Annotated in this window: 19 protein-coding genes (1 of these 19 cut by a window edge); 5 read left to right on the top strand and 14 right to left on the bottom strand. The window is 57.4% G+C overall.

What is annotated here, in order from left to right:
• Positions 1–30 precede the first annotated feature (30 nt).
• Together clpS and L2D14_10590 are read right to left on the bottom strand one after the other, a co-directional pair.
• Positions 31–381: an ATP-dependent Clp protease adapter ClpS gene (gene clpS, locus L2D14_10595; GenBank protein WNJ98322.1), complete on the bottom strand. Its 351-nt coding sequence runs from the start codon at positions 379–381 to the stop codon at positions 31–33.
• 246 nt (positions 382–627) lie between these two features.
• A complete protein-coding gene (locus L2D14_10590) occupies positions 628–1,203 on the bottom strand; it encodes a phasin family protein (GenBank protein ID WNJ98321.1) in 576 nt (191 codons plus the stop codon).
• Positions 1,204–1,635: 432 nt separating this feature from the next.
• On the opposite strand from L2D14_10590, the gene L2D14_10585 reads away from it, so the two are divergent.
• The gene (locus tag L2D14_10585; protein ID WNJ98320.1) at positions 1,636–2,844 is read left to right on the top strand and encodes a D-alanyl-D-alanine carboxypeptidase family protein; all 1,209 of its coding nucleotides are present in this window, start codon (positions 1,636–1,638) and stop codon (positions 2,842–2,844) included.
• A gap of 3 nt (positions 2,845–2,847) precedes the next feature.
• Here L2D14_10585 and L2D14_10580 read toward each other — a convergent pair whose 3' ends face one another.
• From L2D14_10580 to L2D14_10550, 7 genes are all read right to left on the bottom strand, one after another.
• Entirely contained in the window at positions 2,848–3,264 is a 417-nt protein-coding gene (locus L2D14_10580; protein ID WNJ98319.1) for a gamma-glutamylcyclotransferase family protein, read from the bottom strand.
• 60 nt (positions 3,265–3,324) lie between these two features.
• Entirely contained in the window at positions 3,325–4,716 is a 1,392-nt protein-coding gene (locus L2D14_10575) for a phosphomannomutase/phosphoglucomutase (GenBank protein WNJ98318.1), read from the bottom strand.
• A gap of 3 nt (positions 4,717–4,719) precedes the next feature.
• Entirely contained in the window at positions 4,720–6,045 is a 1,326-nt protein-coding gene (locus L2D14_10570; protein WNJ98317.1) for a UDP-glucose/GDP-mannose dehydrogenase family protein, read from the bottom strand.
• A gap of 105 nt (positions 6,046–6,150) precedes the next feature.
• The gene (locus L2D14_10565) at positions 6,151–6,873 is read right to left on the bottom strand and encodes a hypothetical protein (GenBank protein ID WNJ98316.1); all 723 of its coding nucleotides are present in this window, start codon (positions 6,871–6,873) and stop codon (positions 6,151–6,153) included.
• 36 nt (positions 6,874–6,909) lie between these two features.
• Positions 6,910–7,620 carry a VWA domain-containing protein gene (locus L2D14_10560; GenBank protein ID WNJ98315.1) on the bottom strand — a complete coding sequence of 237 codons (711 nt, stop codon included), beginning with the start codon at positions 7,618–7,620 and terminating at the stop codon, positions 6,910–6,912.
• Positions 7,621–7,699: 79 nt separating this feature from the next.
• The gene (locus tag L2D14_10555; GenBank protein WNJ98314.1) at positions 7,700–8,542 is read right to left on the bottom strand and encodes a division plane positioning ATPase MipZ; all 843 of its coding nucleotides are present in this window, start codon (positions 8,540–8,542) and stop codon (positions 7,700–7,702) included.
• Between the two features lie 24 nt (positions 8,543–8,566).
• The gene (locus L2D14_10550; GenBank protein WNJ98313.1) at positions 8,567–10,636 is read right to left on the bottom strand and encodes a molybdopterin oxidoreductase family protein; all 2,070 of its coding nucleotides are present in this window, start codon (positions 10,634–10,636) and stop codon (positions 8,567–8,569) included.
• A gap of 154 nt (positions 10,637–10,790) precedes the next feature.
• On the opposite strand from L2D14_10550, the gene L2D14_10545 reads away from it, so the two are divergent.
• The 3 genes from L2D14_10545 to L2D14_10535 all read left to right on the top strand — a co-directional run bounded on the left by L2D14_10545 (position 10,791) and on the right by L2D14_10535 (position 14,809).
• Entirely contained in the window at positions 10,791–11,903 is a 1,113-nt protein-coding gene (locus L2D14_10545; GenBank protein WNJ98312.1) for an NAD(P)/FAD-dependent oxidoreductase, read from the top strand.
• 29 nt (positions 11,904–11,932) lie between these two features.
• Complete coding sequence (locus L2D14_10540) at positions 11,933–13,066, top strand: hypothetical protein (protein ID WNJ98311.1); 1,134 nt, start codon at positions 11,933–11,935, stop codon at positions 13,064–13,066.
• Positions 13,067–13,153: 87 nt separating this feature from the next.
• Positions 13,154–14,809 (top strand): acyl-CoA synthetase, encoded by a 1,656-nt coding sequence (locus L2D14_10535; GenBank protein ID WNJ98310.1) that lies wholly within the window; start codon positions 13,154–13,156, stop codon positions 14,807–14,809.
• A gap of 36 nt (positions 14,810–14,845) precedes the next feature.
• Here the strand turns inward: L2D14_10535 and L2D14_10530 are convergent, their stop codons facing one another.
• A complete protein-coding gene (locus L2D14_10530; protein WNJ98309.1) occupies positions 14,846–15,085 on the bottom strand; it encodes a hypothetical protein in 240 nt (79 codons plus the stop codon).
• Positions 15,086–15,327: 242 nt separating this feature from the next.
• On the opposite strand from L2D14_10530, the gene L2D14_10525 reads away from it, so the two are divergent.
• The gene (locus L2D14_10525) at positions 15,328–15,921 is read left to right on the top strand and encodes a 2-hydroxychromene-2-carboxylate isomerase (GenBank protein ID WNJ98308.1); all 594 of its coding nucleotides are present in this window, start codon (positions 15,328–15,330) and stop codon (positions 15,919–15,921) included.
• Between the two features lie 6 nt (positions 15,922–15,927).
• On the opposite strand, the gene L2D14_10520 is transcribed toward L2D14_10525, so the two are convergent.
• The 4 genes from L2D14_10520 to L2D14_10505 form a co-directional block, all read right to left on the bottom strand.
• Complete coding sequence (locus tag L2D14_10520; GenBank protein WNJ98307.1) at positions 15,928–16,884, bottom strand: hypothetical protein; 957 nt, start codon at positions 16,882–16,884, stop codon at positions 15,928–15,930.
• A gap of 21 nt (positions 16,885–16,905) precedes the next feature.
• Positions 16,906–17,385 carry a hypothetical protein gene (locus tag L2D14_10515; GenBank protein ID WNJ98306.1) on the bottom strand — a complete coding sequence of 160 codons (480 nt, stop codon included), beginning with the start codon at positions 17,383–17,385 and terminating at the stop codon, positions 16,906–16,908.
• An 80-nt stretch (positions 17,386–17,465) separates the two neighbouring features.
• Entirely contained in the window at positions 17,466–18,605 is a 1,140-nt protein-coding gene (locus L2D14_10510; GenBank protein WNJ98305.1) for a TIGR03032 family protein, read from the bottom strand.
• A 5-nt stretch (positions 18,606–18,610) separates the two neighbouring features.
• Positions 18,611–23,468, bottom strand: partial view of a LamG-like jellyroll fold domain-containing protein gene (locus tag L2D14_10505; protein WNJ98304.1) — the final stretch only. The gene runs 23,261 nt beyond the window's last position; only the last 4,858 of its 28,119 coding nucleotides appear in the window; its start codon lies off the right edge, out of view — the gene reads right to left on this strand; it ends in the stop codon at positions 18,611–18,613.

Here is a 23,468-nt window from a genome sequence, read left to right as displayed (position 1 = left end):
CTGACATGACTGTTCGTCAGCAAATGTATTCTACTCGTCGTCTTCACCGCCGTCCTTCTCAATCGTGCATTGAAGCGGATGCTGGTGCTGCCGCGCCAGGTCCATGGTCTGGGCGACCTTCGTTTCGGCAACCTCGTAGGTATACACGCCGCAAACGCCGACACCGCGCTGGTGTACATGCAGCATGATCTGGGTCGCATCCTGTGCCGACTTGCTGAAGAAACGTTCCAACACATGAACGACGAATTCCATCGGCGTGTAGTCGTCATTCAGCATCAGAACCTTGTACATCGCCGGACGTTTGGTCTTCTCGCGCGGCTTGACGACGACACCGGTTTCTTCGTCGCCGCCAGTGTACGGCGGTGTTTTTCGTTCTGCCATTTTCGTACAGCGTCTATCCATATGGTTCAGGTTCATTCCCTATAATATAGGTGAAAAATGCTCAGTCCAAAATGGGCAAGCGAAAAGAAATATCCGGGCAGCAAAAAGGCCTGCAGCGGGGCTGCAGGCCTTTGAATGCCGTAGATCGTTAAACCCATCGGACTTTAAGAGTGGGTGCCCGGAGTTGGGAGGACCACCGGGCACCCTTGTGTACTGCCAAATCCCAAAAAAGGGGGGGATGGGAAATCAGGCAGCAAGCGGTTTCGACAGAGTCTCAACCGCAACCGTCAAACGCTCGGCAAGCGGTTTTGAAGCTTTCTCGGCAAGCTTGATCGTCTGATCGGAAAGCTTGCGGGTTTCCTCAACCGCCGTTTCGTACTGCGTCTTGGCAAGATCGCTCTGCAGTTCAACAACTTCGGCAAGCGACGTGCAGCTCATCATTTTCTGAGCCAGGGCAACGGTTTGCTCAATATTGGACTGAGCCAGCTTGTAAATCGTGGAATTTATTTCCTTCACACCGACCGAAAATATCTCGTTCGACTGAACCATCGCTTCGATATTGCTTTTCGAGAAGGCAACCATGTCTTCATAGCCTTTGTAGGCATCGGCGCCTGCTTTGGCGGCAACGGCAAACTGCTCTTCGGTCATGGCAACAGCCTTTTCGACGCCTTTTTGGGCGACCTGAGTGTTGGTTTTGACGATCGTTTCAACGGTTTCCTGACCGGCTTTTACTGCGGCTTCGACAGGTACGGCGGTCATCGGTGCGGATGCCTGTTTCGGCGCGGCTTTCGGCGTTGTGGTTTTCTTGGCGGTAGCCATCATTCTATCTCCATTTTTTTATCGCCGAGGATTCGGCCCATTCGGGGATCGCTCGCACGACAGTTTCGCTAACTACTTTTGTTGCACTGCAGCATCGCAAGAAATATATAGCCCAAGGATGGGTCGAGTCAATTGTTTATTGTGCAGTGCACAAATGCTTAATATGATGATATTTTATTTATTTCCAATAAGTTAACTCATCGTCCCTGATTTTAACATATATTGCACTTGCGAATTTTTTTCTAAATCATGCGCCTCACCCCCGGAAATCCTCACAAATTCCGTGACACCGCGCCCCCTGTTAACTCATTGTTATGATCCGCTATCGTACCAAGAGATTGATTCGACGTAAAAAATCTCGTCGACGACGGGTGATGTTTGATTTTATGATCGGGCAGCACCGCGGATAACGATAGAGAACAAGGGGATCAGAGGATGCGACCGCGTGCGGCCTGGGAACCGATGATGAAACGGGCGATTTTTACGGTCAGGCATACGATTTATGCGACTTTAGCAGTGTTTGCCCTGCTTGGTGTGTCGCTACAGACGGCCGAAGCCAAATATGCGAGTTATGTCGTTGACGCTGATACCGGTGAAGTTCTGCACGCGACGAACGAAGAAACCCGGAATTATCCGGCCTCTCTGACAAAAATGATGACCCTCTACATCGTTTTCGACCGGCTCAAACAGAAACGCTGGACGCTCGAAACGAAGCTCAAGGTTTCACGCCGTGCCGCACGTCAGCCGGCCTCCAAACTGGGCCTGTCTGCCAAATCGCAAATATCGGTCAAACAAGCGATCCTCGCACTGGTAACGAAATCGGCTAATGACGTCGCCACCGTAATCGCCGAGAACATCAGCGGTCGCGAACGGAATTTCGCTTTGAAGATGACGGCCAAGGCACGTTCGCTCGGCATGTCGAAAACCACCTTCCGCAACGCTTCGGGCCTGCCGCACCGTGCGCAGCTCTCCACGGCCAAGGATATGTCGATTCTGGCGCGCGCCCTACTCCGTGATTTCCCGCAGTATTATCATTATTTTTCGACCGCCTCGTTCAAGTTCCACGGTCGCGTCCATAGCAATCACAATAAACTGCTGAAAACCTATCCCGGCGCGGACGGCTTCAAGACCGGTTATATCCGGGCCTCGGGATTCAATCTGGTCGCGTCTGCGACCCAGAACGGACGCCGTTTAATCGGTGTGGTCTTTGGCGGTCGCTCGTCCCGCCACCGTAACAATCACATGACATCGCTGCTGGATAAGGGGTTTGCCCTTCTGGCCAAGCGTCAGGGCAACCAGCTTATTGCCCAGACCCCTGCTACATCTGCAAAAGCCTCACCACAGGCTAAAACAGCGTCTCTGGGCAAATCCTCCGTAACGGTTTGGGCCGTGCAGGTCGGTGCCTTTTCACAAGTATCGCAGGCACAGGCCGCCGCCGAGAAAGCTATCGGCAAAGCCTCGAGATATCTGGGCGACGGTGCGATCAGAATTGTGCCGCTCAAAAAGCGTAATGGATCCATTCTCCACCGGGCCAGAATCGTTGGAATCTCGAAACGCGATGCGTATCGAACCTGCCGTATTCTCAGGGACTGCATGGAACTTAAGGCGCCGGAAAATGCCGAACTGGCTCAGCGCGCCGACTGATCTCTATATCAGTACATTACGTTTCAAGCCGGCCATGAAACGCTTCTTCTCCTGCCGCCGCCAGGTTTCCAGATCCCATAGACGGTCGCTTAGCTGTAATGCAGGTTTCGGCAGGAAGATCCTGGCCTGATCATGCGTGCCGTCCTTGAGACTGATTTCCACTTCCTGCACATGGTATTGAGGTCCCTCATAGCGCGACAGGCGGGATGCCTCCAAAGCACTGATGCGCTTAACCAGCAGGCCATCGACTGCATGCTCATCATCGGGCACGACCGCCGGATACGTGGCGTCCGAAACATACACGCGTTTATAGCCCGATAGGATTCCCGGGCGCGGCGAACAGCCAGATAGCGGCCGCCCGAGAATTTCCCGCGCGATTTCCGGCTCACATAAGGTCCCGTAGAAAAAGAAATTTGCCATGCCATTTTCCTAAGCAAACATAAGGCACACCGCAAGCCGGTAACTTATGAAAGCTGTGGATCAAATGGCGGAAGCGTCGATGCCCGATTGTGAAAGCTGGGCGCGGACATCGTCCTTGAGACGTTCCAGCCCTTCAGCCGTTTCCGACTCGCAGCGAACGACAAGCATCGGCTGCGTGTTGGAGGCCCTGAGCAGCCACCAGCCGTAAGGCGTCTCCACGCGCACACCGTCCATGTCGAAAATCTCGACACCGTCCAGAAGCCGTGCGCGGGCCGTGATTTCGTCAACGGCTTCGAATTTACGCGCGTCGTCGCAATCGAACCGGATTTCAGGCGTGTTGTGCATGACAGGTAGCGCCGCCAGCATTTCCGTAAATGAATGTTGCGATGACGCAATCACGGACAACAGCCGTATCGCCGTATAAATCGCATCGTCATAACCGTAATACCGGTGCTTGAAGAAGATGTGTGCACTCATTTCGCCGGCAAGGGGTGAATTGAGTTCCGCCATCTTCGACTTGATATGGGAATGTCCGGCCTTCCACATCACCGGCTCGCCGCCCATCTTGCGGATTTCATCGAAAAAGACACGGCTTGCCTTGACGTCACAAAGAATCGGGGCGCCCGGGTGATCGGCCAGGACTTCACCGGCCAGCATCACCAGAAGCTGATCGCCCCACATCACGTTCCCGGCGGCATCGATAACGCCGATCCTGTCGCCGTCGCCATCGAAGCCTATCCCGAGATCGCATTTGTTGTCGGCGACCAGCGCTTTCAGTTGAACCAGGTTCTTCTCGACCGTCGGGTCCGGATGATGCGCGGGGAATGTTCCGTCGATCTTTTCATTGATGAGGAAATGCGTACCCGGAAGTCTTTCCGTCAGGGCCTTTGTCACGTCGCCTGCTGCACCATTGCCGGGATCCCAGGCAACACGCAGTTCCTTGCCCCCGCGGTAATCCGAAACAATCCGGGCGACATAATCATCGAACACGTTCACATGCCGGGCATGCCCCGCGCCGTCGACAAAATCCTGATCGATAACACGGCGCCCCAGACGCTGGATGTCTTCGTCAAAAAAGGCATGCCCACCCAACGTCATTTTCAGACCGTTGAATTCCGGCGGGTTATGCGAGCCGGTGATCATCAGACCGGCATCCGCCTCGAGCTTGTAGGTGGCGTAATAGAGCATGGGGGACGGTCCCAGCCCGGAGCGCAAAACATCGATACCCGACGACACCAGACCATCGACCAGCGCCTGTTCCAGCATCGGTGACGACAGACGCCCGTCATAGCCGACGCATGCCCGTTTCAGGCCGCGCGCGATCATTTCAGCGGCAAAGGCCTTGCCGATGACATACAGGTCATCCTCGCTGAAATTTTCATCGACGATGCCACGAATGTCGTAGGCCCGCAAAATCGACGGCGCGAGCGACGATTTGAGCCGCCTGGACACCAATCAGTTGCCTCCTGCCATCGGACCCGGACGGCCGATGCTGTGATATGAGAAACCTTTCTCGGCCATAACGTCCGGATCGTAGACATTCCTGAGGTCGACGATGACCGCCGCGTTCATCAGTGATTTGACGCGCTCCAGGTCGAGCGCGCGGAATTCATTCCATTCGGTGATGATGGCCAGAACATCGGCACCGGCCATGGTCTCGTAAGCGCCGTCGCACCAGGTCACATCGTTCAGCATCTGCTTTGCCTCGTCCATGCCTTCAGGATCATAGGCCGTAATCGTTGCCCCGGCCTTCTGCAATGCCGGCACGATATCGAGGCTCGGACTTTCACGCATGTCATCCGTATTCGGCTTGAAGGTCAGACCGAGGACAGCGACTTTTTTACCGTTAATATCGCCCCCGGCCGCGGCAATGATCCGCTTGGCCATCTGCTGCTTGCGTTCCTCGTTCAGGGCAACGACGGTTTCAACGATCTTGAGCGGGCTGCCGGCATCGCGTGCGGTCGACACCAGTGCCCGTGTGTCCTTGGGAAAGCATGACCCGCCGTAACCCGGTCCGGCATGAAGGAACTTGCGGCCGATCCGGCCATCCAGACCGATACCCCGCGCCACGTCATGCACATTGGCATCGACCTGCTCGCAAAGATCGGCGATCTCGTTGATGAAGGTGATTTTCGTCGCCAGGAATGTGTTGGCGGCGTACTTGATGAGTTCCGAAGACTGACGCGATGTAAAGACGATCGGTGTTTCGATCAGGTACAGCGGCCGGTAAAGATCGCGCATCACTTCCTTGGCACGGTCGGAATTGGTACCGATGACGACACGGTCCGGGCGCATGAAATCCTCGATGGCGGAACCTTCACGCAGGAATTCCGGGTTTGAAACCACATCGAAATCCGCATCGGGGCACGTTTCGCGGATAATGCGCTCGACTTCGCGGCCGGTGCCGACGGGGACCGTCGATTTTGTGACGATGACGGTATAGCCGTCCATGCCACGGGCTATTTCCTCGGCGGCCGCATAGACGTAGCTGAGGTCGGCGTGACCGTCGCCGCGACGGCTGGGCGTACCGACGGCGATAAACACCGCATCGGCCCCTTTCAGGGCGCCTTCCAGATCTTTCGTAAACGTCAACCGCCCGGCTTTGACGTTACCTTCGACGAGGCCTTCCAGGCCCGGTTCATAGATCGGCATCCTGCCTTCGTGAAGACCGGCGATTTTTGCTTCGTCCTTGTCGACACAAACGACATCGTGACCGAATTCGGAAAAGCACGCTCCGGAGACGAGACCGACATATCCTGTCCCGATCATTGCTACGCGCATAAAAAATCCCCTCTATGACGCCTGAAACACTCGGTTTCTGCCACAGGGACCCGGTTCCGGCAAGCAGACTAAGTATGAAAAAGCCATGACACGGAAGCGGCGTAATCAGGGTTTCAGCAAAACATCCCGTGCTTCGTTGATTTTCGCCGCCAGATAGGCCGAACCGCCGCGGTCCGGGTGCAATCCGGCGATAAGCCTGTGATGCGCTGCCTTGATTTCCGCCTCGTCGGCGTCGTCAGGCAATCCGAGTATGCGCAGGGCCTCTGCACGGCTCATCGACCCCGTGCTATGTGCGAACGTATCATCGCCGTGCGTGCCGTCAGCGGACGCGTTTTCGCGCCAATCAGGATGCATGCGGTCCAGAAATGCGGCCAAAAGGCGCGCCGATTCGCCGTCACTGCCGCTGTAATCCGCATAAAGATCGAGCAACTGTTCAAGGCTCAGATCGCTGAGGCGCCGGTTTGCATATCTTCCCTTGCGGACCGTCCCGTCCATATCGCCGCTGTCGTGATCGAGCCGCATCTCCAGAAATTCGCTGGAAACCTCGCTGGCCATGCCGGAAGCGCCGCCCGAAGACATCCTGGACGCGTTCTTCGCCATACGTTGCGCACCGCGATAGCGCATGTAGAGCGGCACCGCGAACGGCAATATCCAGAACACCCAGAACAGCCGCCCGGTAACGATCAGAAACAGTATGACCACGGCGGCAAGGACAAACAGGACAGGTTTCAGTATGCGGACAAGGGCCTTCGGTTCCGTCGAAACAAACCACTTCCCGGCCAAAAGCAGCAGGCCCAGAACGATTATGCCCGCGATCAGGTAACTCATGATGTCGTAACGTCCATTGTCTGCTGCACGATGTTGTTATTTGGCATGCGACATCTGATGCGTAAGCTGCAGCGCCGCGCCACCCTTTTTTGCCTTGTCTTCAAGCGCCGTGCGGCCGCCTGCGGCATACACGGCGACGGCCGCCAAGAGTTCGCGAAGCATCTCCGCACTGCCGGCATCGAATTGCAGGCAGGCACCGCCGGTCAGGGTGGCGATTTGTTGAAACGCAAACTTGGCCACAGGATCATGGCCTTCGTGAAAGATGAATGCCGGGACACCGAGCAGGCCAAGCTCTCCTGCCGTTTTGCCGAGATAATCGACATCTTCCTCGACCATATCGCCGACAAAGATCAGCGCATTCAGATGCCCCTGTTTCGCTTCATTGACGGCATGCTGCAGAACCTTGCCGATCTGCGTTTGCCCGGCCAGGCAAAACACCGAGGTCATCAGCCGCAGCAGTTCCTTTTCGTTATCTGTCCACGGGCTGACCATGAACTCACCGAAACCGCGATAAAAAGCGAGCTGTATGTCCAATCCGCCGAGGGACGCCGTTTCATGAAACATCTGTCCTTGTATGGTTGCGGCCGTGTCCCACGTCGGCTGACGGCTTGCCGTCGCATCCATGGCGAACAGCAGACGGCCACGCTTGCCCGCGTTAGCGGCGCGTTTCGGCGTGACGGCCACCTTCGACAAAAAGGCGTCTACGTCCTTGGCGCGTCGTTGTTTATCCGGCAGGTCGTCGGCCACGTTCGCTCCTTTCCCATCGTTCCTTATGAGATAAGCAAAAATAACCGATTTGCGAGGCTTATGCGACGAATAGGAAAAATCAGCCGTGCGCGGTCTGTTCGCGTACCGGCACGCCGGGCAGCGACAATCCGTCGACGATCGAGAACACTTCATCGCGCGCGGCTATGTGCGAACGGCTGAGCGGTGCACCGCCGGCAGCATGTTTCAGATCGAGGATCGTCAGGCCGACGAGGAAAAGCTCGCGGAAAATGACGCGCTCGGAAAAACCCGGCAGAACCCGAAATCCCAGCCGTTTTGACAGATCGCGGATCGCGCGCTCGACTTCGCGTTTGTTATAGGCATCGAGATTCGTCAGACGGTTGCGCATCACGACCCAGTCGATGGAGCCGCCGTCGCGCGTGGCTTTGATCTTCTTCGCTTCCCAGATCGCCTCGGCGTAGTGGCTCGGCCCCTTGATCTCGGCACTCTGCCCATCCATATGCGCCAACCCGTCGAGGTCGACAAAGCTGTCGTTGAGCGGCGTGATCAGCGTGTCGGCATACGTATGCGCCATGAACGAGAGTTTGTTCGCCGCACCCGGTGTATCGATGATCACAATGTCATGGTTGAAACATGCGCCTTCGATCAAAAGCTGCAGACGCTCGGCCTCGGCGGCCTGCTCGGCATCGTTCATACCTTCGAATTGATGCGCCGTCATGCGGTGATGCTCCGGCAACGGATAATCCCGGCCGAGCTTCTTGTTGAACATCTCACGGTTGGCGATATAGCGGCTCAGCGTCCCCTGCCGGCCATCGACATCGATGGTGGCGACGCTGTAGCCCTGCATCATCAGCGCAATCGCCAGATGCATGGATGTCGTCGACTTGCCGCTGCCGCCCTTTTCGTTCCCGACGACAATCACGTGCGCATGTGAAGCTGTCACGAATAACCCCTCAAAAGCCTTTTCTTATCCGGCGCGCACCCACACAGCCGTATCGTGGAATACAGCACCGCCATTCGGGTATGCCCGATCAGCACTTATCAAGACGTTAATGCCGAGGCCGTTTTTGAAATGTTTGTTTGGCCATATCCCTTCGACAACCACCGTATCGGGTTGCAGCCCGTCGAAGGTTTTGGCGTGCACCGTCACTTCGCCGAGATCGTTGCCGAGGGTAACCTCGTCATCGTCCGCCAGACCGAGGCCGGCCATGGCGTCTGGATGAAGCAGCGCCGTCGGTCGGCCTTCCTTCTTCACGGATGACGGGGTTTCCGTGAATGACGTGTTCAGGAACCGGCGCGCCGGTGCAGCGACCAGGCGGAACGGCTTTTCCGGGGTCGCCACGTCGATGACGTCGAGATGGTCCGGCAATACGGGCATGGCTTCATGCGCCGCGCCGATGCGCGACCAGTCCGGCTTGAAATGGAACTTACGGTCCGGGGTATGAAACCCGTTCAGAAAATGTGCATCGTCGAAACTGATCGAACAATCGACCCAGCCTGCCGCATGCACTTCGTCGGCACCGGGATGTCCCGTGGCACGGAGCGAGCGGTCGATAATCTCCCAAGGGCTCAGATCGAACAACTCGTAATCGGAACCAAGGCGCTTGGCCAGCGCCGACAGCACATCGACGTTACAGCGGGATTCGCCGACCGGCTCGATGACGCGTTTGGCGACCTGCAGGTAAAGATGCCCGCTGCCCTGATACAGATCGTCGTGTTCAAGGAACGTCGTCGCCGGCAATACGATGTCGGCATAGGCTGTCGTCGCCGTCGGGAACTGTTCGTGCACGCAGGTAAACAGGTCCTCGCGCATCAGCCCCTCGACAACACGCCGTGTTTCCGGTGCGACCTCGGCGGGGTTGATGTTCTGCATGATCATCGCCGTCACCGGCGGGCCGCCCAAAAGGCTTTCTTCCTCGCCCAGCAGAATGCGGCCGATACGTGACATATCGAGCGTACGCTTCGACGGGTCGACCAGATCGAGTCCGCGCACCAGGGTCTGATTGACACCGAACATATGGCGGTTCGAATGCATGGCACCGCCGCCTTCGTATTTCCATTTACCGGCAACGGCCGGCAGACAGGACACCGCATGCATGTTCGCTGAGCCGTTGCGCGAGCGGGTAAAGCCGTATCCGACACGGATATAAGCTCGTTCCGTCTCGCCATAAGCGCGGGCAAAGCTCTCGATTTCCTCGACGCTCAGGCCGGTGATTTCCGATGCCCATGCGGGATCGCGCGATTTCAGGTGCGCCTCAAGCTCACCGGGAACATCCGTATATTGCGCCATGTATGCGCGATCGGCGTAGCCGTCACGAAACAGCACATGCATCACGGCACAGGCCAGCGCACCGTCGGTGCCCGGCTTTAGACACAGGTGCACGTCCGCCTGGCGTGCCGTCGGCGTGCGGTACGGGTCGACGACATACAGCTTCGCGCCCCGGTTCTTCCTGGCCTTTGCCACATGTGTCATCACATTGACCTGGGTCGCGACCGGATTGCCGCCCCACACGACGACCATGTCGGAAACCGCGATTTCGCGGGGATCGGAGCCCCACACCTTGCCGGTCCCGGCGGTCCAGCCGGATACGGCGGTAGCGACGCAGATCGTTTCGTCCTCGCGGGAATATCCGAGCGCGTGGCGGAAGCCGTGAATAATGTCACGCTGTACCAGGCCCATGGTGCCGGCGAAATGATACGGCCAGATGGTTTCGGGGCCGTGCTTCAGTTCGGCTTTGGTGAATGCTTCGGCGACAATGTCCAAAGCATCGTCCCAGCTGACCGGCTCGAACTTCGCCTCACCCTTGGCGCCGACACGGCGCAACGGTTGCGTCAGGCGGTCAGGATGATGCACACGCTCACGATACGCCGCGACTTTGGCGCAGATCACGCCGTCGGTGTAGTCGTTCATGGCGTTGCCGCGAACCTTGCCGATACGGTCGGGGGCGATTTTCTCGACTTCCAGCGCGCACGTCGACGGACAGTCGTGCGGACAAGCGCTGCGGAGCCAATGCGGTTGATCGTCAAAAGGTGCCATCCGCGAAATGTACCCTTGGCGTGTCCCGCCATCAAGCGATCAGCAAGCCATTCACAAATTCCATGGCGTATGGGCGCGGTGCTTGACCGGCTGGCGGTGGAAGTGGAAAATCCGCCGTCATTCTTGCCGTTTCGGCTTATCAGGCGGAGTTTTCATGGTTGAACGAGTTGGGTGCGTCGTCATTGGCGCAGGTGTCGTGGGATTGGCGTCGGCGCGGGCGCTGGCCATGGCCGGGCACGAGGTCATCGTGCTGGAAAGTGCCGACATGATCGGCACCGGAACAAGCTCGCGTAACTCGGAAGTCATCCACGCCGGTATTTATTACGGTAAGGATTCGAACAAGGCCCGGCTTTGCGTCAAAGGCCGCGACATGATGTACGCATACTGCCAAAGCCACGGTATCAATCACAAACGCTGCGGCAAGCTGATTGTCGCCACCGACGAGGCGCAGCTCGAGCTTCTCGACGACATCAAGGGCCGTGCCGCCGTCAATCACGTCAACGACCTGACATTTATCGATTCCGCCAAGGTCCTGGAAATGGAGCCGAACGTCACCTGCTTCGGCGCCTTGCTGTCGCCGTCGACGGGTCTGGTCGACAGCCACGGGCTGATGCTGGCCTATCAGGGCGATGCCGAGGATCACGGCGCCATGTTCGCCTTCAACAGCCCTGTCATCGGCGGCGAGGTCCAGAGCGACGGCATTCTGCTCAGGGTCGGCGGCGATGAGCCGATGGACCTGCTGTGCGATCATGTGGTCAATGCGGCGGGGCTGTATGCACAACCGGTTTCACGCACGATCGACGGCATTCCGGCGGAGACGATTCCCGGTCAGTTTTTCGCCCGCGGCGTCTATTTCACGCTCGGCGGCGGCAAACCGCCGTTCACACGGCTGATTTATCCCGTTCCCGACCCTTTGGGCGGGCTGGGTGTCCATGTCACGGTCGATCTCGGCGGGCAGGTTAAATTCGGCCCGGATGTGGAATGGATCGACAAGATCGATTACACAGTCGACCCGGCACGCGGCGAGAGTTTCTATGCCTCGATCCGCAAGTACTGGCCGGCGCTTCCCGATGGCGCGTTGCAACCGGGGTACGCCGGAGTCCGCCCGAAAATCCATCCCAAAGGCTCGCACGCCACGGATTTCGTCATCCAGGGAGAGGATGTACACGGCATTAAAGGTCTGGTTAACCTCTACGGCATAGAATCACCGGGATTGACGTCCTCGATGGCAATTGCCGAGGATGTGGCGAACTTGTTGCCGGCCTGACAATACGTCGCCGGCAAGGAACGGACGGCATGCCGACGGCGAAAATAGCGTATAATTCGATTCTGGGCGTTGCACTGGCGGTGCTGTGCATTGCGCCGGTTCTGGCGCAGCAGCAACCGACGCAAGCTCAGCCAGGTTACACCCGAATTCAGGGACAGGACGGCCAGCAGCCCCCGTTACCAACGCTGAACGTGCAACGTGCCCTTGTCGATCACCGCGAGGAAATGCGTAGTTTTATCCAGCGCATCTCGACCTATGCCCGCCAGCAGAAACGCAATTTCATGGTTGTTGCCCGCGATGCCGAGGAACTGATCATCAAGCGCGACCTGCAGGACGAGAATATCATCTCGCCGGCAAGGACCTTCATGCGCTCGGTCGATGCCGTTCTGTATGACGGTGTCTTTCTGGGCTACAAGGCCGTCGGCGAAGCCCCGCCCCCCGAGATTCAGCAGCAGTATCTGTCCAGCATTGAACGTGCGAAAAAAGCCGGACTGCCGGTGCTGACCATCGATTACGCCACCGACCCCAAATCCATCGATGCCGTTTACAAGGCCGCCAATCAACGAGGACTCGTCGCCGCCGTTGTACCGGGTTCGACATCGGATCTGACGGCGGTTCCCCGATACCCGCGCCGTCCCAATCGTGAAAATCCGAACAACATCCTGGCGATGAACAATGTGCGGAATTTTTTATACCTGAGCGACCCCGCCGCCTTCGGCCGTCAGGATGAATTCGCGCTGAAAATTCACGGGACCAATTTCGATTTGGTTATCGTCGATCCGTTTTCTGGGCGAGAACCGCTCAGCAAAAGCGCCGTGGAAACGCTTAAATACAAGAAGCTCGGCGCGCGCAGGCTGGTTTTCGCACGGATGGATATCGGCACCGCCGCCAGTTACCGTTTTTACTGGCAAAACGGTTGGGGTGAAGGATCCCCCGGCTTTATCGCCAATCCGTTCCCGGGCGATCCGGACCGTTATTTCGTCGAATACTGGAATCCGGGTTGGCAGGATCTGATGTTCGGCAATCCGCAGTCCTTCCTGTACGGCCTGATCGCACAAGGATATGACGGGGTTTTGCTGGAAGGCATGCGCAATTATCTGGTGTTCGAGGGCAACGTCGAAATCGATCAGGAATTCGCCCCCCTCGCGACATCGGCCAACTGAGCCGCTATTTTCCGCTAATCACACCTTCAAACTGTTTTATCGGTGCGTCTTCTGCTATCTAAAAAGCGGGAAACGGGAGGACCATTCATGCCGCTGTTGCACGATGCAGGCAGTTACGAAGCCGTGCGTGATGCCTTTACCTGGCACGTACCTGAACGGGTCAACATGGCCGAACAGGTCTGCGACAGGCATGCCCTGGCCACACCGGATGCGACGGGACTGATCGTCGCCCATCCCGACGGCACGCAGCGCGATTATTCTTGGCGTGAATTACGTACCCTCGCCAACAAAATGGCCAATTTCATGACGGCCCAGGGGGTCGTGCGCGGTGACCGTGTCGGCATCCTGCTATCGCAGTGCGTCGAAGCGGCGATCAGCCATGTCGGCGCGTGGAAGATGGGGGCGATCTCTATCCCGTTGTTTTCGCTGTTCGGTGAGGAAGCCCTCGCCTTTCGGCTCAAGGACAGCGGTGCGCGCGTTATCGTCACCGAGGCCGCGCATTACCCCAAAATCGCCGCGATCCGCGATCAGCTCCCAGAGCTGAAACTGGTGCTTTTGATCGACGGTGAAGCAGGCGACGGTACACTCGATCTGTGGCAGGGGCTGGAGAAAGCCTCCGACGCCTATACGAACGTCGATACCGCCAGTACCGATCCGTCGTATATCGTTTATACCTCCGGCACCACCGGCAACCCCAAGGGCGCGCTGCAGGGCCACAGATCCCTGATCGGCCATATGCCGGCGGTCGAATTCTTTCATGACTTCCTGCCGCAACCGGGCGATCTGATGTGGACACCCGCCGACTGGGCATGGATCGGCGGCCTGATGAACTGCCTGATGGGGGCCTGGTTTCATGGCGTGCCGGTGCTGGCATACCGTGCCGGCAAGTACGACCCGGAAGCAGCCCTCAGATTGATGGCGAAATACCGGGTGCGAAATACCTTCATGCCGCCGACGGCCCTGAAAATGATGCGCGCGGTGGCCGACATCCCCTCGTTCGGTGTCGATCTCAGGACCATCGCCTGCGCCGGCGAACCGATGGGCGTTGAACTGCTCGACTGGGGCCGTGCGTCGTTCGGGATCACGCTGAACGAGTTTTACGGACAGACCGAGTGCAATCTGGTCGTCGCCAACTGCCAGAAGATCATGGACATCAAGCCCGGTTCCATGGGCCGCCCGATCCCCGGTCACGATGTCCGGATCATCGACAGCGAAGGCCAAGAGGTTGCCCCCGGCACGGTCGGCCAAATCGCCGTCAGGGCGCCGGACCCGGTGATGATGCTGGAATACTGGAACAACCCCGAAGCGACCCGGAACAAGTATCTGGGCGAGTGGCTTCTCACCGGCGACCAGGGACAGATGGACGAAGACGGGTACCTGTGGTTTGTCGGCCGCGATGACGATGTCATCACATCGGCGGGCTATCGTATCGGCCCCGGCGAGATCGAGGATTGCCTGACCAAGCATCCGTCCATCGAGTTGGCCGCCGCCGTCGGCGTGCCGGACCCGGTCAGGACCGAGATCATCAAGGTATTTATCAAGCTGATGCCGGGCAACAACGGATCGCCCGATCTGGAAGAGGATATTCGGGGGTTTGTGAAAACACGGCTCAGTCCGCACGAATATCCGCGACTGGTGGAGTTCGTCGACGAACTGCCGCTGACCTCGACCGGCAAGATCATGCGTAAAGTTCTGCGAGACCGGGAAATCGCCAAACAGGCGGAAACGTCCGCGACTGCGTGAAGACCGATAATTCACCGCCGGCGAGGCGGCGACGAATCAGGCCATCTGCAGCGGTTTGACCGAAGCGATCACGAAACCCTCATCTGGCGGGAATCGTTTTCCGACAAGTTGACGCGCCTCGTCCGCCGTTTCGGCGAGGACATCGCGAACTTGTTCATCTGCCCAGTGATCGTCAAAAAAGTCGTGGCTCATGTTCTCTTTTACGAGAGAGCGCACTTCCTTGTTATAGATGGAAACCTCAAAAACCTGGTCTCCGTTATGCGGCGTACGTTCCATGTACGAACCCCCTATGCGGTATCACGACGCGCCTCCCCGGGGACTTCTCGTCCGAGCCTTTAATGACCCTTATGTGACAATGGTTAGGACCTCAGTTTTTTCTGTCAACGTGAAGAAACCGTAAATTACGCAAAAAAAGTGAGAATTTTGAATTCGTTGTAAAATCGCAACACCGGTGCTCTTGCCGCAGCGCTATAAACACGAGAGTGTATGCAAACTTCGCGCGAAAAAGGAGAGTGCCCGTGCCCACCATCGACTACTATTTCACCCTCGTTTCCCCCTGGACTTATCTGGGCGATGCCGAATTCAAGAAAATTGCCGACCGTCACGGCGCGAAGATTCGCCACATACCGGTCAATCTGGGACGTGTATTCGGGGCCACAGGCGGATTACCGCTGGCCAAGCGCTCGGATGCGCGCAAGGCACTCAGGATGCAGGAACTCCGGCGCTGGCGTGAATACCGGAACGTGCCGCTTAACCTGGAGCCGAAGCATTTCCCCGTTTCTGACAAGCTGGCCGCCGGCATGGTCATCGCCGCACAGGAGACAGGCAAAGACGTCTATGATTTCTGCCACGCCATCATGCGCGCCGTGTGGGCCGAGGAACGCGACATTTCCGATACCGACACCATGATCGAGATCGCCGATTCGTGCGGTCTCGACGGCAAGCTGCTGTCCACCGCGGCACTCAGCCCGTCCGTCACGCAGAAATGGGAAGCCGACACCGACACGGCGATCGAACGCGGTGTCATGGGGGCACCGTTCTTCATCATCGGCAATGAAACCCTGTGGGGGCAGGACCGGCTGGAATTCGTCGAACGGATCCTTGCCCGGTAATTCTTTCTAGGAGTTGCCGTTCACCATTTGAATTTTCTCTTGAATGTCTTGATCGGATAGCCCCTTTACGCAGAAGGTGTTTACGGCCAGTCCCCATACTCCCAGGCCGTGGAAGTTCTTATCCTTCGCCTTGGCATCAATGAAAAATACATTGTGCCCTCTGGCCATGCCCCGTTGCACATATGCTCGCGCCCCTTCGTACGGCACGACTTGATCTTTCTTGTCGTTCATAACGAGGATGCGTCGCTTTTCATCGCGTTTAACATCAGGCCAATGTATCAACGGGTCCCAAAAGTATTCCGCGAAATCCGAAAAATCGATCACGCTCTTCCAGTTCTTTCGGTAATGCTCAAGAGAGAGAGGTGTCGATGCCAACGTTGCACACTTGATGTCGGTGCGAAGCGTCAGCAAATATGCAGCGACATGCCCACCGCCCGACTGACCGACAAGTCCGAATTTTTTTATCCCATATATGCTCTTCATCTCATTAAGCACAGCATTGAGAATACGTGCTTCATGCCCTGTCCATCGGCTGACTTTTTTGTGGTCACCGGAGGAACCGAATGTCCCCGGTCGTGCAACAACAATTGTCGGAATTTTACCGGTCTCTGCGATACCGTTCGCAAAAGCCGTCAGCGTTCTCGGTGTATATTCATCGTACAACGCCCAAATATCACCGGCTGGCAAGTCACCGGATAGATATACTTGGAGAATATCGGTCGGCTTTTGGAGTTTGCTTCCAAAATATCTTATGCAGTATCCCTCTCCTTCAACGACGACCCACAACCGATCCCTATAAGCACCGCACTCATCAGGAGAGGCATGCATGCCATTTAGGAAATGCTTCGTGTTGAATTTTTCGATGCCAGGATCGTAAGGCAGTCCTGCTCTACATGCAGAAAGGAATACACATAGAGCAATGAGGGTCGCACCTAGCGAATTCCTCAAGCCGCTGGAATGCATTAACCAGCAACCAGCAGACAATCAGTATGCGACTGAAACATCTTGACCGCGAAAGACCGGTTGCTGGTTATGATAATTCGACTGCCAAGGCTTCTCGGTAATGACGCATGTTGCCTGCCCCTTGTTGGGGCCGACATCATTCAGACTGAAAAAACCAGAGTTGGAAATTTCCTTGCCATCGAGAAGCAAAGTGGCGCTCGCGAACCATTTTTCTGTCAGTTCGCTGCTCGTCCAACCGCTACACTTATCCACCAAATACCCGCAACCCGCCAGTTTACCTTCTCGGTTATAAAATTTCGAATAAACCTCGATTGCACAAATTTCCTCTCCAGATACAGAATCTCCCGTTTGCTTGAAGGCCATCCGGTCTAAACGGTATTCGCTGGAATTGACATTCTCATAATGCAAAAACTGATAGCCGCCTGCTACACATCCCGATAGTAGCGTAAGCAAAAGAAATGGAAGCGCGCTGACATACCGAACAGATTTTTTCATTTCCACATACATTCCACGTTTACGCGCATGAGCAATCAGGATGTTTATTATAAACTGCATCCATTTCGTGTCATCAATTTTGCAGTTTAATTAAGATCGGGCGGCAGGCTGATGGTGCGGGCGATCTCGTCGCTTTTGAAGCCGACGGCCCGGGGATTGAGCACGCCCTGAAGGGCTGCCACGCCGAACAATTCCTCGACCAGGCCTTCGAGCCTGAGCCAGTGCAGGATATTGCCGGACGTCAGTTCGATCACGACCAGACCGCAGCGGGCGTCGGTGTCACGGTCTTTCAGATTCTGTTCCAGCGCCAGGTCGCCGAAGGTATGTCCTTCCCTGCCCTTGGAAATGCAGGCAATGGCGAAATTGCCGACGATGGTCATACCGCGCAGAAATCCGGGGCACATCACGACGGGTTCGAAATTCTTGGCATTCACGTCGACACGGCCGAGAAATCCCGTACCTGAATCCTGCACCCACAGCGTCTTGCCGTGCAGGCGCGGCGAATGCGGCATCGACAGGCCTTCGCAGACGATTTCATTGCTGCGGACGTCGATGACAATGCCGCCGTCCTTGCGCCGGTCGCGCCAGCCATCCGCCATGTCGGAGCGTGATACGGCCGTCACGTAAGCAGGGCGGCCGTCCTGTATGGCAACCCCGTTCAAATGACAGCGGTCCTCGGGTACATAAGCCGAAATGAAATCGGGCTTCCATGCCGGGAAAAAACTGTAGTCCCGGCTGAGATACGAAAGACTGTTGAACAGGGTGTTGACGAACACCAGACGACCATCGCCGTCGACGGCCATTTCATGGCAATCGACATCGCCGGTCACATGGCTCGCCTTGGGAACATAGACGGCGTCGTACCCGTCGGCGCGCTCGCCGGGGTTCATGGCGTTTTCGAACCGCCAGATCTGCCATTTCGAGGCGACGTAGAGCGAGCGGCCCGAACTAGCGATCCCCATGCAGCGATCGATGGTCCGCTCGGATACCGATATCTCCCCTTCCGGGGTCAGGCCGATCAGAAAAAGTTTCGATGCCTGATAGGTAGTGAAGGCAAGACTGATGCCCTGCCCTGCCATCCACGAAGCGAAATGGCGTGAAGTAATCAACTCAACGCTCTTGGCGCTGTCGTCCGTGCCCGTTTTGTCACCCGGTTTTGATTTTACCGATGATGTCTTCTTGGACGGAGACTTGGACTTGGCGGCTGTTTTTTTACGTGGCGGCATGACGATCAGGCAAGCCCACCGCCGGGCAGGGAATTCTGGATCGCCACCGAGGCATTGGAATCGTCGCTGTCGAAGACCGTATAGCCTTGCGAGGCCGCTGCCGCCGGTTGTTCGGCGCGCTCGGTCCAGTTGCCGATCAGGTTGACTTCGTCAGTTGCATCCTTGGATATCACCAGCATGTTCGTCTCGCCCACAAGTTGATCGATCGCTTCACCGATATCGAGCACGCTGGCGAAGTCGATGTCGAGAACATTCAGCATATCGTTATCCATGTCGATATGCTCGATGCCCGTCACCAGGCCGTTTGAAATTAACGTGAAATCGAGATCGAAGCCGCCTTGCAGATAAAGCGTGTCCTGACCGCTGCCGCCGTCGATCCGCGTAAACGAATTATTGCTGATGATAAGCGTGTCATCGCCGGCCCCGGCGCGCAGGACGTCTGAGCCCCCCTCGCCGCCATCCAATGTGTCATTACCGCTGGAGCCGATCAGCACATCGTCATATTCCGAACCAGTAGTATCGACTTCGCCCGAGAAATCGCCGCCGTAAACGATGTATGAATTCCCCTCGCCGCCGCTGTAATAGTATTCCGTCCCAGAGGCGCCGAGGATCAGATCATCGAATCCGTCGCCGTTAATATCGCCGGCGCTGTTCACGGAAATGCCGAGATTGTCTCCAGCATAACTGCCGCTCAACCGGACGCCCTGCTCGGCGGACAAGTCGCCGAGCGAGATATCGGCAGCAAACCCGTCACCCGAGCCAAAGACAACATAGGCGGAACCGGTGTTCGCATCCGTGAGCGGCGAACTGACGATCATGTCGTCGAACCCGTCACCGTTGAAATCGCCCGCACCCGCAACGCTAAAGACACCTGCATAGGCTTCCGATCCTTGAATCCGGAAGCCATCACTGCCGTCAAGATCGTCCACATCGAGCGCCGCCGTATAGCCTGCCGCCTTGCCGAACACCACATACGCCGCACCGGAAGCGATACCGGTCGGTGTATCGGCACTAGCCGCGGCAACAATCATGTCGTCATATCCGTCGCCGTTAATGTCACCGAGGCCGGAAACCGATGCGCCCAACAACCCGGCACCGACCGTTGCCGTAATACGGAACCCGGTATTGCCGTCCACGGTGGACAGGTCGTAGCTGCTGCCGAGCCCGCCGTCCTTGCCGAACAGAACGTAGGCCTCCTCTGCATTCAGAGTGCCGACAATCATGTCGTCATACCCGTCGCCGTTGATATCACCGGCAATATCGATCGAAACACCGGCCAAATCATCGGCACTTACGCCGGAAATCGTCGTGCCGACGGCGCCGGTTATGGCACTGGTCGACAAATCCGTGCCGAGCGACGTCGCACCGTAGATGACATAAGCCTGGCCGGCATTAGACACATCTTGGCGGGCGCCAACGATGATGTCGTCCAGGCCGTCGCCATTGATATCGCCATGTCCGCCGACGGACGTTCCGGCATAGTCATCCGTTAACACACCGCTGATCTTGAATCCGGCACTGCCAAGCGCTTCGAGGTTATAGGCATTGGCAAAGCCCGTATCCTTGCCGAACACAACGTATGCGGCACCTTCGTCGTTCACCCCGGCATAATCCGCGCCGACGATAATATCGTCGAAGCCGTCGCCGTTAACGTCACCGAGCAACGAAACCGATACGCCCGCTCCGTCACCGGCACTTCCGCCCTCCAGTTTGAAACCAAGGGTGCCGTCACCGATGCTGATATCCGTCAGATCGATATCCGTCAGTCCGCTCGCCGCGCCGAAGACGACGTAAGCAGCCCCGGTATCGGCGATGTCCGCCGTTTGATCCCGATCCCCAAGAGGTGCGCCGATGATAAAATCACCGAACCCGTCACCATTGATATCCCCGGCACTGCTCACCGAATAACCGGAACTGTCGCCGCTGAACTCGCCGGCAATCTTGATACCCAGGGCGGCTGTCATATCATCCGGTTTGGCGATCGTCTGTTGAACGTAAATCGTCGCACCGCTGACGCTGTGCACCTGTTTGTCGAAGGTTTTGAGCTCGCCATCGACGGTCAGCGTCGTTGTTGTAGCCGCCTCCCAGCCGGTGCCGATATCGATGGCCTCGCCGAAATCGTTACGCGTCACGATCAGCGTGTTTTCGGTCCCGGTGAGGGCGTTGGTGCCGGCTGTCATCGACATCACGTCGTCGGCATCCAGGGTCAGTGCGCCGAAGCCAAGCTCGACGACCTCGAAACCGCTGACGATATCATTCCGCACGGCACTCAGATCGAGGCCGTTGCGCGCCACCAGCGTATCCGTACCGTCCCCGCCCGAGATGAAGTGGAAGCTGTTGTCGGAAACCTGGATAACGTCATCGCCGGCGCCGCCGATCAGCACGTCCGCACCGCCCTCGCCTTCAAGGATGTCGTTACCCGCGCCGCCATAGGCGTAATCCGCCGTCGACGAACCTGCGAGGACGTCTGTTCCGGAGGTTATGGAAATCGCGTTGATGACCGCAGTCAACGTGAGCGACGAGGCCCCGAACGTCGGATCCAGCAGGATCACGCCGTTGCCTTCCATGCCGTCGATCTCGGCAAAATAGGTGCCGGACGTCGCGGTGCCGAAGCTGATGGTGTTGAAGATGTCACCCGCCACCGGCGTGTTGCCGCTGATGAAGCTGGCATTCAGCGTGCCGGCCATGGTGAACTCCCCGCTGACGCTGAGGCTGTCATTGACCGCGCCGCCGCTGTCGTTGCCGACATCGATGTTGATGACGCTGCTATCCGTGGCGACCATGTTGCCTGCGACGCTCAGCGCATCGACAGTTGCCGCAGTTATACCGGCGACATCGATCACGCCTTCATTAACAAAAACGGCACCACTCGCGGTGAAATCCAGAGTCCCCGCACCGGTTATGGTTCCGCTTTCGAGGTTGGTCAGATCGTCGCCAGCCTTGAATGCCAGCGTCGCCCCCGAGGCAATGGCAATGACACCGGCATTGGTGTGCAATGCCGAGCCGCTGCCGTTCAGGTCAACACTGCGGTTGACGTTAAAGGTGCCGTAATTGTGGATGTCGGCGTGGAACGTCGCCGTGGTTCCGGATGACGATCCGCTTTGGTCGATGGTGATCGTGCCGTGGTTGTTGAGCTGCTCGCCGCCGGCAACATTGAACTGGAAGAAGCTGGTCGACGCATCGGTTTCCGTGACGGTGATGGTGCCGTAGTTGTTCACGTCGTCGCCGAAGTCCCAATAATTGGTAACAGCACCCATGGTCGCCGTCAGGTTTGCGCCTTCCATGTTGGTGAAGCTGCCGAAAACATCGAATGCACCGCTGGTGGTCAGCGTGCCGTAGTTGATGAGTTCGACATCTGACGTAAAAGCGAGATTCGATATGTCCAGTGTGGCGCCGGCGCCAACCGTGAATGTCACAGGCCCGCCGTCGTACGATACGATGTCGACAGCACTGCCCATCACAAGTGCGGGCATGTCGGCGGTATAGACGAACGACCCGTCGACCATCAGTTCGTTGCCGGTCGTGAAATTCAGCGTGCCGTCGCCCGTCAGCACCGTGTCCGGTCCGACGATGATGCTTTCGACATTCGAGCCGCTGCCGACGGTCAGCGTCGCGCCGGATGCGATATCGATGCTGCCGTCCCGGATATCGACAAGCAGACTGTTGCCGCCCGATCCTATAAGCTGGCCATTGGCATCGACGTCAATCGTGCCATGGTTCTCGATGTTGCCGCGCAGATTGCGAACGCCGGCGGATTCCGTATTGGTGAACTGGATCGTACCTTCGTTGCGGAGCGTTGCGTTGGTGATGTCGATATCAAGTGTGTTGGTCGAAGACCCGCCGAGCAGGATCAGACCGGCATTAACGACACTGCTGCCCGTCAGATCGATGTTGTTGTTGGCCGTCGCCGTGATCTGCAGCGTGCCGGTGGGCGCAATATAAAGATCATTGGAGATTGTGCTGCCAGTGCCGCTGACGGTTGTCGTCCCGGCGATTTCCACATTGCCGGTCCCGTTGATCGTGGCTGCCGATCCGAGCGTCGTGGTCCCGGCCAGCACCAGCGTGGTATCGACCGTTCGTGTCGTCGCCCCGGTAATGTTGGCGCTGCCCCTAACGACGATGCTGCCGTCCGTCGAGATCGTCCCTTCTGAGAAGTTGAAGGTCGACGCGGCGCCGAATGTCATGCTGCCTTCGCCGGTAATTGTCCCGCTTAGCGACAGCGATCCGCCGGAGATCACGGAAGCCACGGGTTGCGCCAGTTCAAGTATCGTGCCGGAGGCAATGGCCAGGTCATCCGGACCGTTGTTGACGATTGCTCCGACCGTCATCGTTTCATCGGCAAAGGTGCCGAGTGTCGTCAGCATCGGCGGGTTGGCGGTGTCGCCGATGGTTGCGACCGTGTACGCATCCGGCAAACCGTTCGACCAGTTCGCCGCAATTGAAGGATCATCCGCGCCGCCGCCGTCGCCGCCGATCCATGTTGTGGTCCCGAGCACCCCGGCCGTTACCGTGGTGTAATCGACGTTTCCGTTTGGATCCGTAACCTTGACCGTGAAGGTATCGGCACCCTGCGAACCGCCGCCGTATTTATAAACCCCGGTTTGATCTATCGAGACAACGCCGTTTTGCGTTTGCAGAAGGCTTGCCGGGGCATCGAAGCGCTGCGCAAACACCCCTTCGCTGTCCCCATCCTGGCCGCCGCCCGAATTCCAGGCTGACACAAAACTTCCGTCCAAAAGCCCGGCAAGGGCCGGTGTTTTCTGAATCCCGGCGGTCGTCGTGTTCAGACTGAACTCGCCGTCAATCTTCGTGCCGTTAGCATCGAATTTCTGCCCAAGGACCTCGTTGTTTTCTTTCCAACCG

The sequence above is a fragment of the Thalassospiraceae bacterium LMO-JJ14 genome (genome assembly GCA_021555105.2).
In the GTDB taxonomy this organism is placed as follows: Bacteria; Pseudomonadota; Alphaproteobacteria; order Rhodospirillales; family Casp-alpha2; genus UBA4479.
Note: the sequence above shows the minus strand (reverse complement) of the source record. Positions and strands in the feature narration are given on the sequence as shown.

Coding starts and splice junctions, on each gene's coding strand:
- clpS (WNJ98322.1), bottom strand. CDS start 381: ATGGCAGAACGAAAAACACCGCCGTACACTGGCGGCGACGAAGAAACC.
- L2D14_10590 (WNJ98321.1), bottom strand. CDS start 1,203: ATGATGGCTACCGCCAAGAAAACCACAACGCCGAAAGCCGCGCCGAAA.
- L2D14_10585 (WNJ98320.1), top strand. CDS start 1,636: ATGCGACCGCGTGCGGCCTGGGAACCGATGATGAAACGGGCGATTTTT.
- L2D14_10580 (WNJ98319.1), bottom strand. CDS start 3,264: ATGGCAAATTTCTTTTTCTACGGGACCTTATGTGAGCCGGAAATCGCG.
- L2D14_10570 (WNJ98317.1), bottom strand. CDS start 6,045: ATGCGCGTAGCAATGATCGGGACAGGATATGTCGGTCTCGTCTCCGGA.
- L2D14_10565 (WNJ98316.1), bottom strand. CDS start 6,873: ATGAGTTACCTGATCGCGGGCATAATCGTTCTGGGCCTGCTGCTTTTG.
- L2D14_10550 (WNJ98313.1), bottom strand. CDS start 10,636: ATGGCACCTTTTGACGATCAACCGCATTGGCTCCGCAGCGCTTGTCCG.
- L2D14_10545 (WNJ98312.1), top strand. CDS start 10,791: ATGGTTGAACGAGTTGGGTGCGTCGTCATTGGCGCAGGTGTCGTGGGA.
- L2D14_10540 (WNJ98311.1), top strand. CDS start 11,933: ATGCCGACGGCGAAAATAGCGTATAATTCGATTCTGGGCGTTGCACTG.
- L2D14_10535 (WNJ98310.1), top strand. CDS start 13,154: ATGCCGCTGTTGCACGATGCAGGCAGTTACGAAGCCGTGCGTGATGCC.
- L2D14_10530 (WNJ98309.1), bottom strand. CDS start 15,085: ATGGAACGTACGCCGCATAACGGAGACCAGGTTTTTGAGGTTTCCATC.
- L2D14_10520 (WNJ98307.1), bottom strand. CDS start 16,884: ATGCATTCCAGCGGCTTGAGGAATTCGCTAGGTGCGACCCTCATTGCT.
- L2D14_10510 (WNJ98305.1), bottom strand. CDS start 18,605: ATGCCGCCACGTAAAAAAACAGCCGCCAAGTCCAAGTCTCCGTCCAAG.